A 15873-nucleotide genomic window follows, 5' to 3' on the forward strand; every position below is an offset into this window, starting at 1 on the left:
GCGGGCGGCGCTCGATCTCACAGGCGCTGAAGATGCTCCGGCTACCCTTGCCAGGAACCATAGAATCTCCCACAGGTTCTATGCAAGGCTCAGGCTCCAGGAGGTCCCTGTGGGAGCTGGCTTGCCGGCGATAGGGCCAGCCCAGGCACTACACCTTTGAGCCTTCATGAAACTTGTTTCATGCCCGTTTTATTTACTTAGGCTGCTAACAAACTCTATAAAGAAGGTGTGCGACAGAGTGTCGCAGCCCTCTCAAGAAGTGGAGTTTAACGATGACAGTCCAAGTAACCGAACGCGACGAATCGAAAATGTCCCACGAAGGCGTGGCCGCTGGTGTACGCATCTGGGATGTGCACCAGCAAGGTCAACTGGTCGGCATGTTCCACAATGAACACGAGGCCCACCAGTACCGGGCAGAGCTCGAGAACCTGGAAAAGCAGCGCACTACGCAATGACCCCATTCGTCATGAAAAACCCCGCCGAAGCGGGGTTTTTCGTTTTTACCACATCAGATCGTCAGGGATCTTGTAGGCCGCGTACGGGTCATCTTCGTCCGCTTCCTCAACATGGGTGTTCAGCAACAGGATACGGCTGGGGTCGCGTTCCTGGATCTTCACCGCTGCTTCGCGCGGGATCACCTCGTAACCGCCGGCATGGGCCACCACCGCCAACGCACCGTTGCTCAGCTTGGTACGCATCAGCGCGTTGACGGCGATACGCTTGACCTTCTTGTCGTCAACGAAGTTGTAATAGTCCTCTGTGCTCAGCTTGGGCAGGCGCGTGGCTTCGATCAGTTGCTTGATCTGTGCGGCACGGGCCTTCTGCTCCGCCTTTTCCTGCTGCTGGCGGTTCAGCTCCTGGTCGCGCTTGACCTTTTCGGCCATGGCTTCCTTGGCCAGACGCTGCTGGCTGTCGTCGACGTCGACCTGGCCTTTGTGCTCCATGCGCTTCTGTTTCTTTTCAGCTTTGTTGGTCTGCGAGACCTGTTTCTGGTTGACCAGACCGGCTTTGAGCAATTGGTCGCGAAGGGAAAGGCTCATGAATGTTCACTCACTTATGCAACAGCTCAGCCGCAGCTGGGCAGGTTCTTTTCCTGACGCTTGGCTTCGCCCCACAGGGCGTCCAGCTCGTCAAGGTTACACGCTTCAATAGGGCGACCGCTGTCGCGCAATGCCTGTTCGATAAAGCGGAAACGCCGCTCGAACTTGCGATTGGCGCGGCGCAGGGCATGTTCCGGATCTTGCTTGAGGTGGCGCGCCAGGTTCACGGCCGCGAACAGCAGGTCACCGACCTCATCTTCGAGCGCATCGGCATCGCCATCGGCCATGGCCTGTAGCACTTCGTCCAGTTCTTCACGGACCTTGTCCAGCACCGGCAGCGCTGCAGGCCAGTCGAAGCCGACCGTGGCCGCACGCTTTTGCAGTTTGGCCGCCCGCGACAGCGCCGGCAAGGTCGTGGGTACGTCGTCGAGCAGGGACAACTGCTCAGGCAGGCTTTTTTCCGCCCGTTCCTGGGCCTTGATTTCTTCCCAGCGCGACTTGACCTGGGCCTCGCTCAAGCGGGGGGTGTCCAGCGGCGCATACAGCTCACCCGTGGGGAACACATGCGGGTGGCGCCGAATGAGCTTGCGGGTGATGCTGTCGACCACGCCATCGAACTCGAAACGCCCCTCCTCCCTGGCCAGCTGGCTGTAGTAGACCACCTGGAACAGCAAGTCGCCCAGCTCACCCTGCAGGTGCTCGAAGTCACCGCGCTCGATGGTGTCGGCGACTTCGTAGGCCTCTTCGAGGGTATGCGGGACGATGCTCGCGTAGTTCTGCTGCAGGTCCCATGGGCAACCGTACTGCGGGTCGCGCAGGCGGGCCATGAGGTGCAGCAGGTCTTCGAGGGTGTAGGTCATTCAGGCAGGTCCTTCGATGGTGGCTTCTTCGCGGGCTTGCCCGCTGCCACAGGATGGATGCAAGTTTCGAAAACTGCACCGTACCTGTGGGAGCGGGCAAGCCCGCGAAGCAGGCGCCGCGGTCTCAAGGGGTACGGTTACGCCGCGTCTCGATGATGTTCGGCAACTGCGAGATGCGCCCCAACAACCGCCCCAGCGCGTCCAGGCCTGGAATTTCGATGGTCAGCGACATCAGCGCGGTGTTGTCTTCCTTGTTCGAGCGGGTGTTCACCGCCAGCACGTTGATCTTCTCGTTCAGTAGCACCTGCGACACATCGCGCAGCAACCCCGGGCGGTCGTAGGCACGGATGACGATGTCGACCGGGTAGGTCTGCACCGGTATCGGCCCCCAGCTCACCTGGATCATGCGCTCCGGTTCCTTGCCTGCCAGTTGCAGCACCGAGGCGCAATCCTGGCGGTGAATGCTCACGCCACGGCCTTGCGTGATGTAACCGACGATGGCATCGCCCGGCAGTGGCTGGCAGCAGCCGGCCATCTGCGTCAGCAGGTTGCCAACCCCCTGGATCTGGATGTCGCCACGCTTGCCGGAACGCGGCCCGGCAGGCTTGCGCGGCACCAGTTCGATCTGCTCGATGCGCTCGGGCTCCAGCAACTGCTGGGCAGCGTTGACCAGGTGCGCCAGGCGCAGGTCGCCAGCACCGAGCGAAGCGAACATGTCTTCGGCGGTCTTGACGTTGGTTTTCTCAGCCAGGCGCTCGAAGTCCACCTGCGGCAGGCCCAGGCGGCTGAGCTCCCGTTCGAGCAAGGTCTTGCCGGCCGCCACGTTCTGGTCGCGCGCCTGCAGCTTGAACCAGTGCACGATCTTGGCCCGGGCCCGCGACGTGGTGACATAGCCCAGGTTGGAGTTCAACCAGTCACGGCTCGGGTTGCCGTGCTTGCTGGTGATGATCTCGACCTGTTCGCCCGTCTGCAGGCTGTAGTTCAGCGGCACGATCCGGCCGTTGATCTTGGCGCCGCGGCAGTTGTGGCCGATTTCGGTGTGCACGCGGTAGGCGAAGTCCAGCGGTGTCGCACCCTTGGGCAGGTCGATGGCATGCCCGTCCGGGGTAAACACATAAACCCGGTCCGGCTCGATGTCGACCCGCAGTTGCTCGGCCAGGCCACCGATGTCGCCCAGCTCTTCGTGCCATTCCAGCACCTGGCGCAGCCAGGAGATCTTTTCTTCGTAGTGGTTGGAGCTTGGCTTGACGTCGGTGCCTTTGTAGCGCCAGTGAGCGCACACGCCAAGCTCGGCTTCCTCGTGCATGCCGTGGGTACGGATCTGCACTTCCAGCACCTTGCCCTCAGGCCCGATTACCGCCGTGTGCAACGAGCGATAGCCGTTCTCCTTGGGGTTGGCGATGTAGTCGTCGAACTCTTTGGGGATGTGCCGCCACAAGGTGTGGACGATGCCCAATGCGGTATAGCAGTCGCGAATTTCCGGCACCAGCACACGCACTGCGCGCACATCGTAGATCTGGCTGAATTCCAGGCCTTTGCGCTTCATCTTGCGCCAGATCGAATAAATGTGTTTTGCCCGGCCGCTGATGTCGGCTTTCACCCCGGTGGCCAGCAGTTCGTTCTGCAACTGGTTCATCACGTCGCTGATGAACCGCTCGCGGTCCAGCCGGCGCTCGTGCAGCAACTTGGCGATCTGTTTGTACTGCTCGGGCTCCAGGTAGCGGAAGGACAAGTCCTCCAGCTCCCACTTGATATGGCCGATACCCAGGCGGTGCGCCAACGGCGCATAGATGTCGAACACCTCACGCGCGACGCGCAGGCGTTTCTCATCGTCGGCCGCCTTGACCGCACGGATGGCGCAGGTCCGCTCGGCCAGCTTGATCAGCGCCACGCGTACGTCGTCGACCATGGCCACCAGCATCTTGCGCAGGTTTTCGACCTGCGCCTGCGAGCCCAATACCAGCGACTGCCGCGGGCTGAGGCTGGCGCTGATGGCGGCCATGCGCAGCACGCCGTCGATCAGCTTCGAGACCACCGGCCCAAAGCGCTGGCTGACCTCGGCCAGCGTGACCTTCCCCTCGCGCACCGAACGGTAGATGACCGCGGCCACCAGCGAATCCTGGTCGAGCTTGAGGTCGGCGAGGATTTCGGCAATTTCCAGCCCTGCCTGAAAGCTGGACGTGCCGTCCGCCCAGGAATGCTTGGCGGGGTTGCCCTTTTTTTCGACCTCGTGAGCAAACTCGCAGGCTTCTTTCAGCGCTGCGCGATCCAGTGCCGAATCGACACTTACCACATGATCCAGCCATGCATCGAGATTGATACTGCCGTCCGTGTTGACCGGCTGGTGCACTCTCACCTGTACCATCTTGTTTTACCTTTCCATACAGCGCTGCACTCACGGCGGCGCTGGCGATCACCGTACAGCCACCCTTCCGTGGCGGCCGCACCAAGGGGCCAGTCAGCTAGCCCGCTTCGAATAACGCCATGGCCTCGACATGCGCCGTTTGAGGAAACATGTCGAGAATCCCGGCCCGTGTTAACCGGTACCCCTGGCCGGCCAGCACCTGGGCGTCTCGCGCCAGTGTGGCCGGGTTGCACGATACATAGACCAGCCTGCTGGCCTTGAGGCGGGCGATGCCTTGCACCACCTCGTAAGCACCGTCGCGCGGTGGGTCCAAGAGTACCGCAGAAAAGCCCTCGGCGGCCCATCCGGTGCCGGCCAATGGCTGCGATAAATCGGCCTGAAAAAACCGTGCGTTATGCACATTGTTGTTTCTGGCATTGGCCGCGGCCCGATCGACCATGGCTTGCACACCTTCCACTGCCACCACTTCACGCGCCTGGCGTGCCAGCGGCAGGGCGAAGTTGCCCAGGCCGCAGAACAGGTCGAGCACCCGCTCATCGGCCTGCGGCGCAAGCCAGGCCAGCGCCTGCTCGATCATCGCCGTATTGACCTGGGCGTTGACCTGCACGAAGTCGCCAGGGCGCCAGGCCAGCTCAAGCTGCCACGGCGCCAGGGCAAAGCCCAATGGCGCCGCAGGTCCGACGGGCGCCGGTTCACCTTCGCCTTGCAGCCATAACTGCGCGTTGGCCTGCTCGCAGAACGCCTGCAACCGGGCCAGGTCCTGCGCCGGCAATGGCGCCACATGGCGCACCAGCAGCGCTTGCGCAGAGCCGCTGAACAGCTCCACATGGCCCAGGGCCTGCGGTTTTTCCAGCGAACGCAGCACGGTCGGCAGGTGGCGCAGAATCGACTGCAAGGGCTGTACCAGCACCGGGCAATCGTCGATGGCGATGATGTCCTGGCTGGCTTCGGCACGGAAGCCGACGTGCAGCTCACGCGCCTTGACGTCCCAGCGCACCGCCACGCGAGCACGGCGCCGGTAGCCGAACGCTGGCCCGCTGAGCGGTGGCGCCCAGGCGTCGGGCTGCACACCGGCCACCCGTTGCAGTTGTTCGGCCAAGGTCCGCTGCTTCAGCGCCAGTTGCGCCTCGTGCGGCAGGTGCTGCAGGGTGCAGCCACCACAGCGGCTGTAATGGCGACAGGGCGCTTCACGGCGCTCGGGGCTGGCCTGCAGCACACGCTCCAGGCGGGCCTCGACCACCTTGCCGCGCGCATTGAGCACCCGCGCTTCCACGGCCTCACCGGCCAGGGCGCCACTGACGAACCAGGTACGCCCTTCATGGAAGGCAATGCCACGGCCGTCGCCGGCCAGGCGCTCGATGTCCAGGCGCTGCTTCTTGCCCACGGGGACCTGGGGGCTGCGGCTACCGCCGGCCGGCTGGAAGCGCAGGCCGCTGTTGGTTTTTTTCTTGGTCATTTAGCTGGGATCGAACAGGCCGGTGGACAGGTAACGGTCACCGCGGTCGCAAATGATCGCCACCATTACTGCATGCTCCACCTCACGCGACAGGCGCAGCATGGCGGCAACCGCACCACCGGAAGACACGCCGCAGAAAATGCCCTCTTCGCGGGCAAGGCGGCGGGTGGTGTCTTCGGCTTCCTGCTGCGACATGTCGACCACGCGGTCTACGCGCGTGGCGTCGAAGATCTTCGGCAGGTACTCCTGCGGCCAACGGCGGATACCCGGGATGGCCGAACCTTCCATCGGTTGCAGGCCGATGATCTGCACCGCCGGGTTTTGCTCCTTGAGGTACTGCGAGCAGCCCATGATGGTGCCGGTGGTCCCCATGGAGCTGACGAAATGGGTGACGCTGCCCTGTGTCTGCTGCCAGATTTCCGGGCCGGTGCTGTTGTAGTGGGCAACCGGGTTGTCACCGTTGGCGAACTGGTCCAGCACCAGGCCGCGGCCTTCACGCTGCAGCTTGTCGGCCAGGTCGCGGGCACCTTCCATGCCCTCTTCCTTGGTCACCAGAATCAGCTCGGCGCCGTAGGCGGTCATGGCCGCCTTGCGCTCAGCGGTGGAGTTGTCCGGCATGATCAGGATCATCTTGTAGCCCTTGATCGCCGCTGCCATCGCCAAGGCGATGCCGGTATTGCCGGAGGTGGCTTCGATCAGGGTGTCACCGGGCTTGATCTGGCCACGCAACTCGGCGCGGGTGATCATCGACAGGGCCGGGCGGTCCTTCACCGAGCCGGCGGGATTGTTACCTTCGAGCTTGAGCAGGAGGGTATTGCTGGTTTGGCCAGCAATGCGCTGCAGGCGAACCAGTGGCGTATTGCCGACGCAATCGGCGATGGTTGGGTACTGCAAGGTCATGGTGTATTTCACAATCCGGACGGCAGGGGCGCCTATCATACCGGCAAACCCTTCCCGGCCATATCACGCAATCTGTAGTGGATATAGCTACAGGCTATATGACGGGGGCTGTTGCACCGGCAACCTCATGCACAGGCGTAACCCGCGCTTGCCGTTCTGCGCCCACAGCGTGCCACCCTGGCGCTGGATGGCGCTGCGGGCAATGCTCAGCCCCAGGCCAAAGCCACCCACGCCGGGCCGCGAACCGTCCAGGCGCAAGAACGGCGCGAAAATGCGCTCCAGCTCATCGTCGCCCACGCCACCGCCCTCGTCTTCCAGCCACAGGCACCAGTAGCCACCTTCGCGCTGCCCACCCAAGCGCACGACACCGTCGGCCGGCGAATACCGAATGGCATTGCGCAGCAGGTTCTCCAGCGCCTGGGCCAAGTGGTTGAGGTTACCCTGCACCCAGCAACCGTCTGGTACCTCGCAACGCAGCCGCGTGGGCGCCCAGCCACTTTCATAGCAGGCATTCTCGGCCTGCAGGTCCCACAAGGCCTGAACCTCGATCGGCTCCAGGTTCATTGGCGCACGCTCGGCGTCCTGCCAGGCCAGTTGCAGGGTTGCCTCGACCAGTTGCTGCATGCCGTCCAGTTCCCGGCCGAGGCGCTCGCGCAGGCGTTGCAGATCGGTTTCCCCGTCGCAAGCCACGCGCAAACGGCTCAGGGGGGTGCGCATTTCATGGGACAAGTCGCGCAGCAGCTGTTGTTGCAGGGTGACGGTGCCCTGTAGCCGCTCGGCCATCTGGTCGAAGGCGCGGGCCAGTTCCCCCAGCTCGTCGTGCCGGGCGATGAGCCGCGAATCAAGGCGAGCCGAAAGCTGGTCGGCACGCCAGGCCCGGGCCTGCTCGCGCAGTTGGTTCAACGGCACGATCAGCATGCGGTACAGGCCCACGCACAGCAGCAAGGTGAACAGGCCCGGGATGATGCCGTTGGTGATAATGCGCCACAGCAGGCGGTGCTGGTCCGGGTTGAAGCGCCTGGGCAGTTCGATCACCAGCATGCCCTGCTCGGGCGCACCAGGGAACGGGATGCGTAGCCACGGCTGCTCGACGCTGCGCCGGCTCATCGGCCAGTCGACCCCACGCAGGCGGGTCAGCCGCTGCATGATCTGCGGGTTGAGGGCCGCGCTGTCGAGCGGTTTCAGGTTGATATCGAGCACACCCACCCAGCCATGTTCACGCTGGTGCATCGCCGCCACCCACTGGTCCAGCCCGGCCCGACCACCGCTGCGCCAGGCCTGCTCGGCCTCGCTGGCATAGCCGCGCAAGGTCTGGCGCGCCGGCTCCGACAAGAAGGCGTTCTGCAGCTCAATGCGCTGGCCCCAGGTGTAGCTGAGGCCGATCATCAGCAGGCAGAAGCCGACCAGCAGGATGGCCAGTTTCCAGAACAGCGAATGGCGGTCGAGCATGCTATTGCGCCTCACCCACGCCGAACATGTAGCCCTTGCCCCATACGGTGCGGATCTGCAACCCCTGATAACCGATGCCCTTGAGCTTGCGGCGGATCTGGCTGACATGCATGTCCAGGCTGCGGTCGTGCCGCGAATAGCCGCGTTGCAACACCTGCTGGTACAGGAACGCCTTGCTCAGCACTTCCTCCTGGTTGCGGTAAAGGGTGTCTAGCAGGCGAAACTCGCTGGGGGTCAGCCCGGCCAGACGGCCATCAAGGCGCACATCGCACAGGCCCTCGTCGAAGTGCAGCGCGCCCGCCTCTGCCGGCGGCTGCGGCGCCTGGTAGCGGCGTTCGAGCGCTACACGGCGCAGGATCGCTTCAATACGCACTTGCAGCTCAGCCATGCTGAAGGGTTTGGGCAAGTAGTCGTCGGCCCCGCGCTGAAAACCGCTGATGCGGTCTGCCTCGGCGCCCAGCGCCGACATCAGAATCACCGGTGTGGTACTGTGCTGGCGCAACTGGGCCAGCGCATCCAGACCATTCAACCCAGGCAGCAGAATATCCATGAGCACCACGTCGAAGACCTGGCGGCCTGCCGTTTCCAGGCCCTCCAGGCCACTGCGGCACCAGGTGACGTGGAAGCCACCGCGCTGCAGCTCTTCATGCAGGTAGGCGCCCAGCACCGGGTCGTCCTCAATGGCGAGGACACTGGAGTTGTGAATAGCTACAGGACTCATTGGCAACTGCCATGCATTCTCAATTACGCGATTATTGTGTATGTGCGCCCTGCCAGGCAACCGCGATACGACCCGTGCTGCAGGATCGGCGCAAAACACCGACTAAACAGATGCAATGGCGTGCCAGGCAGAGTAACGTCGCGTCTTGGCCGTCACCCACTGACGGTGGCCAGGCACATCACAGGAGGCGAGTGTGCTCGATCGTTTGGGAATCCGCAGCCGGGTCCTGCTGCTGGCACTGTTACCGGCAGGCCTGATGGCGCTGGTGCTGGGCAGTTATTTCACCTGGCTGCAACAAAACGACCTGCGCACCCAGTTACTGCAGCGCGGCAAGATGATCGCCGAACAGCTGGCGCCGCTGGCCGCCCCGGCCATGGCCCGGTTGGCGCCTGCGCAGCTGGAGCGCATCGCCGCGCAAACCCTGGAGCAGAGCGACGTGCGCTCGGTTGCCTTCCTGGCGCCGGACCGCACGCGCCTGGCCCATGCCGGGCCGAGCATGCTCAACCAGCCACCCAGCGGCGGCACCGGCACCCAGTTGCTACAGCGCAGCGGCAATGACGCCACCCGCTACCTGATGCCCGTGTTCGGCCACCACCGGGACCTGGCCACCGAGGCCGTGCCTGCCGAAGCCGAGCGGCTGCTGGGCTGGGTCGAGATCGAGCTGTCCCACGATGGCACCCTGCTGCGCGGCTACCGCAACCTGTTCACCAGCCTGCTGCTGATCCTCGCCTGCCTGGTGCTCAGCGGCCTGCTGGCATTGCGCATGAGCCGCTCGATCAACGACCCCATCGAACGTATCAAGCACGCGGTCAACCAGCTCAAGGACGGCCACCTCGAAGAGCGCCTGCCGACCATGGGCAGCCATGAGCTGGACGAACTGGCGCGCGGCATCAACCGCATGGCCGAAACCCTGCACAACGCCCATGAAGAACTGCAGCACAGCATCGACCAGGCCACCGAAGACGTGCGCCAGAACCTGGAAACCATCGAAATCCAGAACATCGAGCTGGACATGGCGCGCAAGGAGGCACTGGAGGCCAGCCGCATCAAGTCGGAGTTCCTGGCCAACATGAGCCATGAGATCCGCACCCCGCTCAACGGCATTCTCGGCTTTACCCACCTGCTGCAGAAAAGCGAGATGACCCCGCGCCAGCTGGACTACCTGAGCACCATCGAAAAGTCTGCCGACAACCTGCTGGGCATCATCAACGAAATTCTCGATTTCTCCAAGATCGAGGCCGGCAAGCTGGTGCTGGACAGCATCCCGTTCAACCTGCGCGACCTGATCCAGGACACCCTGACCATTCTGGCCCCGGCCGCCCATGCCAAGCAGCTGGAACTGCTCAGCCTGGTCTACCGCGACACGCCCACGTCGCTGGTCGGTGACCCGCTGCGGCTCAAGCAGATCCTCACCAACCTGGTCAGCAACGCCATCAAGTTCACCCGCGAGGGCACCATTGTCGTGCGCGCCATGCTCGACGATGAGCATGAGGATCATGCCCAACTGCGCATCAGCGTGCAGGATACCGGCATCGGCCTGTCACCGCAGGACGTGCGTACACTGTTCCAGGCTTTCAGCCAGGCCGATAACTCGCTGGCCCGGCAGCCAGGTGGTACCGGCCTGGGCCTGGTGATTTCCAAGCGCCTGATCGAGCAGATGGGTGGCGAAATCGGCGTCGACAGCACCCCGGGCGAGGGCTCGCAGTTCTGGATCAGCCTGAACCTGCCCAAGGCGCACGACGATATCGAGGAACTACCGCTGCAAGCGCTGCTGGGTCGCCGTGCCGCCATCGTCGATAACCATGAACTGGCCCGGCAGGCCCTGGAGCACCAACTGCAAGACTGTGGCCTGAGTGTCAGCCTGTTCGCCACCTACGACCAGTTGCTGCAAGCCGTGCAGGCCGCCAGCCAGGCCGGGCAGCCATTCGAGCTGGCGGTGCTGGGCGCCAACCTGGGCAACCTGTCGCCAGAACAACTGGGCCGCTACCATCAACAGCTCGAACGCTACCATTGCCAGTGCGTGGTGCTGTGCCCGACCACCGAGCAGGCGCTGTACCACCCCTTCCTGCCCAACGGCCATGGCCAGTTGCTGTCCAAGCCTACCTGCACGCGCAAATTGCGCCGGCTGCTGCTGGAGCTGGTCCAGCCCCGCCGCCTGCAGGGCGAGGTGAACAGCCGCAACGGCCCGCGGCGGCCGAAAATACTGTGTGTCGACGACAACCCTGCGAATTTGCTGCTGGTGCAGACGCTGCTCGAGGACCTGGGTGCCGAAGTACTGGCGGTCGACAATGGCTATGCGGCACTGCAGGCCGTGCAGCAGGAACCCTTCGACCTGGTACTGATGGATGTGCAGATGCCCGGCATGGACGGCCGCGCCTGTACCGAACAGATTCGCCGCTGGGAAAACACCCAAAGTGGCAACCCATTGCCGATCGTCGCCCTCACCGCCCATGCCATGGCCAACGAGAAACGCGCATTGCTGCACGGCGGCATGGATGACTACCTGACCAAGCCGATCAGTGAACGGCAACTGGCACAGGTGGTGATGAAATGGACCGGTCTCAGCCTGGGCACGCCGCAGCAGGCGCCGGCTGAACCCACCGGCAACGGCGATGAACTCAAGGTGCTCGACCCGCAAGAAGGTTTACGCCTGGCAGCCGGAAAAGCGGACCTTGCCGCCGATATGCTGAACATGCTGCTGGCCTCGCTGGAGGCCGACCGCGAAGCCATCCGCGCCGCGCGCCTGGCCAATGACCATGAGGGCCTGATCGAACAGGTACACCGCCTGAACGGGGCTTCACGCTATTGCGGCGTGCCGCAGTTGCGCGCGGCGTGCCAGCGCAGTGAAACCTTGCTCAAGCAGGAAAGCCCGCAGGCCCAGCAGGCACTGGATGAACTGGATGCGGCGATCAGCCGCCTGGCAGCCCAGGCGCGGTCGAGCGCTTGAGCTCACTGCCAACAGCTACCCCGGACACGCCCGACAGAGGAACCCTGACCATGCGCGCGCTATTGTTCAGCAGCCAGCATTACGACCAGGAAAGCTTCACCCGAGCCGCCAGCGGTAACCCCCTGGACCTGCATTTCCAGCCTGCCCGCCTGAGCCTCGACACCGCAGCGCTGGCCGACGGCTACGAGGTTGTCTGCGCCTTCATCAATGACGAACTGGACGCCCCGGTGCTGCAGCGCCTGGCCGACGGCGGCACGCGCCTGATCGCCCTGCGTTCGGCCGGCTACAACCACGTCGACCTGGCCGCTGCGCAACGCCTGGGCCTGGCCGTGGTGCGCGTACCCGCCTACTCACCGCACGCGGTGGCGGAGCACGCCGTGGCGCTGATCCTGGCGCTCAACCGGCGCCTGCACCGGGCCTACAACCGCACCCGTGAAGGGGACTTTACCCTGCATGGCCTGACCGGCTTCGACCTGCATGGCAAAACGGTCGGGGTCGTGGGTACCGGCCAGATCGGCGCAGCCTTCGCCCGCATCATGGCCGGTTTCGGCTGCCAGTTGCTGGCCTACGACCCCTACCCCAACCCAGAACTGCTGGCCCTCGGCGCGCGCTACCTGCCACTGCCCGAACTGCTACGCGAAGCACGCATCATCAGCCTGCACTGCCCGTTGACCGAACACACCCGGCACCTGATCAACGCCCGGAGCCTGGCCGAAGTCCAGCATGGCGCCATGCTGATCAACACCGGCCGCGGCGCACTGGTCGACACCCCGGCACTGATCGACGCGCTGAAAAGCGGCCAGCTCGGCTACCTGGGGCTGGATGTCTATGAAGAGGAAGCCCAGCTGTTCTTCGAGGACCGCTCCGACCTGCCGCTGCAAGACGATGTGCTGGCACGCCTGCTGACCTTTCCCAATGTCATCATCACCGCACATCAGGCGTTCCTGACCCGCGAGGCGCTGGCTGCGATCGCCACTACCACGCTGGACAACATCAACTGCTGGGCGGCAGGCAATCCACAGAATCTGGTCATGGGTTAATGCTAGGATACGCGGCATTTCTGGAGGACCCATGGTCGAGCACGATTTCCGCTATACCCTTTTCAACCCGCAACACACCCTGATCGAGTGCCGCGCCCTGGTGCCAGGCCGCTATCAGGTCACTGGCAACGGCGGTTCGATGCACAAAGGCGATACCCTGCTGGTGACCCTCAAAGGCAGCAAGGACCTGGCCATGCGCCTGACCGTGGAGAGCGTGCGCCACCTGATCAACCCGCGCGGCCAGTGGGTTGCCGTGGCCAGTGGCCCGGTGTTCAACGCGCTTGAAATCCTCAACTGGAAGGTTGAGTGCGACCACTGTGACGCCGCCCTGGACTTCGAGTTCGCCGTAGACGCCAAGCTGGGCAAGCAAGCCCGCCAGCCTGCTGCCAGCGCACGTATCGCCGAGCTGGGCTGGGCCAGCCGTGGCGACAAGCATGTGTGCCCGCGTTGCCTGGAGAGCGCCGAGTGAAGAATCTGCTGACCGGCGCGCTGATTGCCACCGGCCTGCTCGGCTGCGCTGCACAACCTTTGAAGTTGCAGCAGGAGCGCAGCTATGTGCTGGAGTGGATTGGTGAGCGCCCGTTGATCGACTACAGCCACCTGACCCTGACCTTGGCCAGTGATGGCCGTGCCTATGGCAATGCCGGGTGCAACCACTGGTTTGCGCCCTACACGCTGGACGGCGAGCACCTGAGCTTCGGCAAGGTCGGCAAGACCCGCAAGCTGTGTGCGCCGGCGCTGATGGAGCAGGAAAAACGCTTCCTGCAGGCGCTGGAAACGGTGCAGCGCTGGGATGTGTCGCCCATCGAGCAACTGCGCTTCTGGCCGGCCGAGGGCAAGCCGCTGCGCTTCTGGCCTGAAGAAGGCTGAGCGCAGCTGCAAGCTTCAAGCTTCAAGCTTCAAGAAAAAGCAGATCCTAGCACCGGCCTGCTTTTCTTGTAGCTTGTAGCTTGTAGCTTGTAGCTTGCAGCTTGCAGCTTGTCACCCCTGCTTCAGGGCCTTGATCCTGGCCTGCAGCCCTTCGAGGGTCTGTTCGCCCAGCAACTGCTCACGCACCTTGCCCTTGTCATCGATGATGTAGGTTACCGGCAGCGCCTCGCTGCGCGGCAGGTCATAGCGCTCGGCCGGGTCCTGGGCCAGTACGGTGAACCCGATGCCCAGGGTTTCGGCGGCCTGCTTCAGGTCCTGGCCCTGCAAACCATCGAAATTCACCCCCACCACCTTGATACCCTCGGCCGCCCATTGCTTGGCCGCGGTATTGAGTTCCGGGATTTCAGTGCGGCACGGGCCGCACCATTCCGCCCAGTAATTGAGCACCAGCCAGTGCCCGTCGATCTGTTCGGCCTTAACCGTATTGCCGTGCTGGTCTACGCCATAATCGGCACCGCAACCACCGAGCATCAGGCTCGCGGTGATGGCCAGTACTGCTGCCAGACGCCTTGCCATGGGTCAATCCTTCTCGAGTTTTAAAGCAAACTGGTCAGTCGCTGCGGTTAGAATAGCCGCCACAACCAGCTGGATGCGACCCCACATGACTGACCTCACGCTCTATCATAACCCGCGCTGCTCAAAATCCCGCGGCGCGCTGGAACTGCTCGAAGCCCGTGGCCTAACCCCGGTCATCGTGCGCTACCTCGAGACCCCGCCAGACGCCGCCACGCTCAAGACCTTGCTCGGCAAGCTGGGCCTGGCCCCACGGCAGCTGCTGCGCACGGGTGAGGATGAATACAAGGCATTGAACCTGGCCGACCCTGCACTGACCGACGCACAGCTGATCGAGGCCATGGTCCAGCACCCCAAGCTGATCGAGCGGCCGATCCTGGTTGCCGGTGACAAGGCGGTGATCGGTCGCCCACCGGAAAAAGTGCTGGAGATCCTGCCGTGAGCCAATCCTACATCCTGGTGCTTTACTACAGCCGCCATGGTGCCACCAGCGAAATGGCCAGGCACATCGCCCGCGGCATCGAGCTGGCCGGCATGGAAGCGCGCCTGCGCACGGTGCCGGCGATTTCCACCGAATGCGAAGCCGTGGCCCCGGACATTCCGGCCAGCGGCGCGCTGTACGCCACCCTCGACGACCTGCGCCACTGCGCCGGCCTGGTGCTGGGTAGCCCGACCCGCTTCGGCAACATGGCGGCACCGCTCAAGTACTTCCTCGATGGCACCAGCAGTCTGTGGCTGGGCGGTGAACTGGTAGGCAAGCCCGCCGGTGTGTTCACGTCTACCGCCAGCCTGCACGGTGGCCAGGAAACCACGCTGCTGTCGATGATGCTGCCGCTGATGCACCACGGCATGCTGGTAATGGGCCTGCCCTACAGCGAATCGGCACTGCTGGAAACCCGCGGTGGCGGCACCCCTTATGGCGCCAGCCACCATGCCGGGGCAGACGGCAAGCGTGAACTCGACCCGCACGAGATCGCCCTGTGCCGCGCCCTTGGCCAACGCCTGGCGAGCACCGCCAAGGCCCTGGAGGCCGCGCGTGGCTAGGAAGCCCAAGGTGTTGCCGCCGCTGGCTTGGCTGGCACCGCGCTTGCGCCTGACGCGGGCGCTTAGCCTGGCATTTTTCTTTGGCCTGATTGCCCTGCTGGTGGTGAACAACCTGTGGTTCGCCAACCTGCATGGGGCTCGGGTCGAGGTGATCCTGGCGATCGAACTGGTGCCGCTGCTATTGCTGCTGCCGGGCATGCTGCTGGGCAGCGCCCGGGCGCATGCCTGGACCTGCTTCGTGGTGAACATCTACTTCATCAAGGGCGTGCTGGCAGCCTTCGACCCGGCGCGGGCGGTGTTTGGCTGGGTTGAAGTGCTGGTCAGCCTGGGGCTGTTTATTGCCGGGCTGCTGTATGTGCGCTGGAAGTTCCAGCATGAGCGGCGCATGGCCGGCGAAGGCAGTTGAGTCAAGGGGCTGCCTTGCAGCCCAATCGCCGGCAAGCCAGCACAGGTCTGCACATGGCTTGAGGCTGATGCGGTCGAGGAGGGAGATTCTATGGTTCCTGGCAAGGGTAGCCGCTGCATCTTCAATGCCTGTGAGATTGAGCGCCGCCCGCGCGGCGCATCGCGAGCTGCGCTCGCTCCTACGTTTGTTTCGGGCCAGTAAC

At 63.9% G+C, this 15873-nt stretch carries 16 protein-coding genes; 8 read left to right on the forward strand and 8 right to left on the reverse strand.

The window, feature by feature from the left end; genetic code table 11:
* Positions 1–272 precede the first annotated feature (272 nt).
* Entirely contained in the window at positions 273–455 is a 183-nt protein-coding gene (locus EGJ22_RS23855; RefSeq protein ID WP_009684295.1) for a hypothetical protein, read from the forward strand.
* Between the two features lie 45 nt (positions 456–500).
* Here EGJ22_RS23855 and EGJ22_RS23860 read toward each other — a convergent pair whose 3' ends face one another.
* The 7 genes from EGJ22_RS23860 to EGJ22_RS23890 form a co-directional block, all read right to left on the reverse strand.
* Positions 501–1040, reverse strand: coding sequence for a DUF2058 domain-containing protein (locus EGJ22_RS23860; RefSeq protein ID WP_009684294.1), 540 nt, complete (start codon positions 1038–1040; stop codon positions 501–503).
* A 26-nt stretch (positions 1041–1066) separates the two neighbouring features.
* A complete protein-coding gene (gene mazG, locus EGJ22_RS23865; protein ID WP_009684293.1) occupies positions 1067–1900 on the reverse strand; it encodes a nucleoside triphosphate pyrophosphohydrolase in 834 nt (277 codons plus the stop codon).
* A gap of 124 nt (positions 1901–2024) precedes the next feature.
* On the reverse strand, positions 2025–4265 hold the full coding sequence (relA, locus tag EGJ22_RS23870) for a GTP diphosphokinase (protein WP_009684292.1): 2241 nt from the start codon (positions 4263–4265) through the stop codon (positions 2025–2027).
* Between the two features lie 97 nt (positions 4266–4362).
* On the reverse strand, positions 4363–5721 hold the full coding sequence (rlmD, locus tag EGJ22_RS23875; protein WP_125920428.1) for a 23S rRNA (uracil(1939)-C(5))-methyltransferase RlmD: 1359 nt from the start codon (positions 5719–5721) through the stop codon (positions 4363–4365).
* Positions 5722–6621, reverse strand: a complete 900-nt coding sequence (cysM, locus tag EGJ22_RS23880; protein ID WP_029887222.1) for a cysteine synthase CysM — start codon at positions 6619–6621, stop codon at positions 5722–5724. It lies immediately after the preceding gene.
* Positions 6622–6708: 87 nt separating this feature from the next.
* Positions 6709–8070: a sensor histidine kinase gene (locus EGJ22_RS23885; protein ID WP_125920429.1), complete on the reverse strand. Its 1362-nt coding sequence runs from the start codon at positions 8068–8070 to the stop codon at positions 6709–6711.
* Position 8071: 1 nt separating this feature from the next.
* Positions 8072–8791, reverse strand: coding sequence for a response regulator transcription factor (locus tag EGJ22_RS23890; RefSeq protein WP_125920430.1), 720 nt, complete (start codon positions 8789–8791; stop codon positions 8072–8074).
* Positions 8792–8984: 193 nt separating this feature from the next.
* Here EGJ22_RS23890 and EGJ22_RS23895 point away from each other — a divergent pair, with 193 nt between their 5' ends.
* From EGJ22_RS23895 to EGJ22_RS23910, 4 genes are read left to right on the forward strand one after another with little or no spacing between them, the layout of a single operon-like run.
* The gene (locus tag EGJ22_RS23895) at positions 8985–11738 is read left to right on the forward strand and encodes a response regulator (protein WP_054890451.1); all 2754 of its coding nucleotides are present in this window, start codon (positions 8985–8987) and stop codon (positions 11736–11738) included.
* A gap of 50 nt (positions 11739–11788) precedes the next feature.
* Positions 11789–12778, forward strand: coding sequence for a 2-hydroxyacid dehydrogenase (locus tag EGJ22_RS23900; protein WP_009684286.1), 990 nt, complete (start codon positions 11789–11791; stop codon positions 12776–12778).
* 31 nt (positions 12779–12809) lie between these two features.
* Complete coding sequence (locus EGJ22_RS23905) at positions 12810–13247, forward strand: hypothetical protein (RefSeq protein ID WP_009684285.1); 438 nt, start codon at positions 12810–12812, stop codon at positions 13245–13247.
* Positions 13244–13648, forward strand: coding sequence for an META domain-containing protein (locus EGJ22_RS23910; protein ID WP_009684284.1), 405 nt, complete (start codon positions 13244–13246; stop codon positions 13646–13648). Before EGJ22_RS23905 ends, EGJ22_RS23910 begins: the two co-directional genes overlap by 4 nt.
* Before the next feature lie 111 nt (positions 13649–13759).
* On the opposite strand, the gene EGJ22_RS23915 is transcribed toward EGJ22_RS23910, so the two are convergent.
* A complete protein-coding gene (locus EGJ22_RS23915; protein WP_009684283.1) occupies positions 13760–14224 on the reverse strand; it encodes a TlpA disulfide reductase family protein in 465 nt (154 codons plus the stop codon).
* An 85-nt stretch (positions 14225–14309) separates the two neighbouring features.
* Here EGJ22_RS23915 and arsC point away from each other — a divergent pair, with 85 nt between their 5' ends.
* The 3 genes from arsC to EGJ22_RS23930 are packed head-to-tail and all read left to right on the forward strand — an operon-like array spanning position 14310 to position 15671.
* Positions 14310–14663 (forward strand): arsenate reductase (glutaredoxin), encoded by a 354-nt coding sequence (gene arsC / locus EGJ22_RS23920; protein ID WP_009684282.1) that lies wholly within the window; start codon positions 14310–14312, stop codon positions 14661–14663.
* Positions 14660–15265, forward strand: a complete 606-nt coding sequence (wrbA, locus tag EGJ22_RS23925) for an NAD(P)H:quinone oxidoreductase (protein ID WP_115293503.1) — start codon at positions 14660–14662, stop codon at positions 15263–15265. The genes arsC and wrbA overlap by 4 nt, the downstream gene beginning before the upstream one ends.
* A complete protein-coding gene (locus tag EGJ22_RS23930) occupies positions 15258–15671 on the forward strand; it encodes a DUF2069 domain-containing protein (RefSeq protein ID WP_029887454.1) in 414 nt (137 codons plus the stop codon). Before wrbA ends, EGJ22_RS23930 begins: the two co-directional genes overlap by 8 nt.
* Positions 15672–15873: the final 202 nt, after the last annotated feature.

The organism is Pseudomonas sp. p99-361 (genome assembly GCF_003935475.1).
GTDB lineage: Bacteria > Pseudomonadota > Gammaproteobacteria > Pseudomonadales > Pseudomonadaceae > Aquipseudomonas > Aquipseudomonas juntendi.

Excerpts from the sequence above, each read along its gene's own strand:
- rlmD (WP_125920428.1), bottom strand. The coding sequence starts at position 5,721 with ATGACCAAGAAAAAAACCAACAGCGGCCTGCGCTTCCAGCCGGCCGGC.
- EGJ22_RS23885 (WP_125920429.1), bottom strand. The coding sequence starts at position 8,070 with ATGCTCGACCGCCATTCGCTGTTCTGGAAACTGGCCATCCTGCTGGTC.
- EGJ22_RS23900 (WP_009684286.1), top strand. The coding sequence starts at position 11,789 with ATGCGCGCGCTATTGTTCAGCAGCCAGCATTACGACCAGGAAAGCTTC.
- EGJ22_RS23860 (WP_009684294.1), bottom strand. The coding sequence starts at position 1,040 with ATGAGCCTTTCCCTTCGCGACCAATTGCTCAAAGCCGGTCTGGTCAAC.
- EGJ22_RS23905 (WP_009684285.1), top strand. The coding sequence starts at position 12,810 with ATGGTCGAGCACGATTTCCGCTATACCCTTTTCAACCCGCAACACACC.
- EGJ22_RS23915 (WP_009684283.1), bottom strand. The coding sequence starts at position 14,224 with ATGGCAAGGCGTCTGGCAGCAGTACTGGCCATCACCGCGAGCCTGATG.
- EGJ22_RS23855 (WP_009684295.1), top strand. The coding sequence starts at position 273 with ATGACAGTCCAAGTAACCGAACGCGACGAATCGAAAATGTCCCACGAA.
- arsC (WP_009684282.1), top strand. The coding sequence starts at position 14,310 with ATGACTGACCTCACGCTCTATCATAACCCGCGCTGCTCAAAATCCCGC.
- EGJ22_RS23890 (WP_125920430.1), bottom strand. The coding sequence starts at position 8,791 with ATGAGTCCTGTAGCTATTCACAACTCCAGTGTCCTCGCCATTGAGGAC.
- mazG (WP_009684293.1), bottom strand. The coding sequence starts at position 1,900 with ATGACCTACACCCTCGAAGACCTGCTGCACCTCATGGCCCGCCTGCGC.
- relA (WP_009684292.1), bottom strand. The coding sequence starts at position 4,265 with ATGGTACAGGTGAGAGTGCACCAGCCGGTCAACACGGACGGCAGTATC.
- cysM (WP_029887222.1), bottom strand. The coding sequence starts at position 6,621 with ATGACCTTGCAGTACCCAACCATCGCCGATTGCGTCGGCAATACGCCA.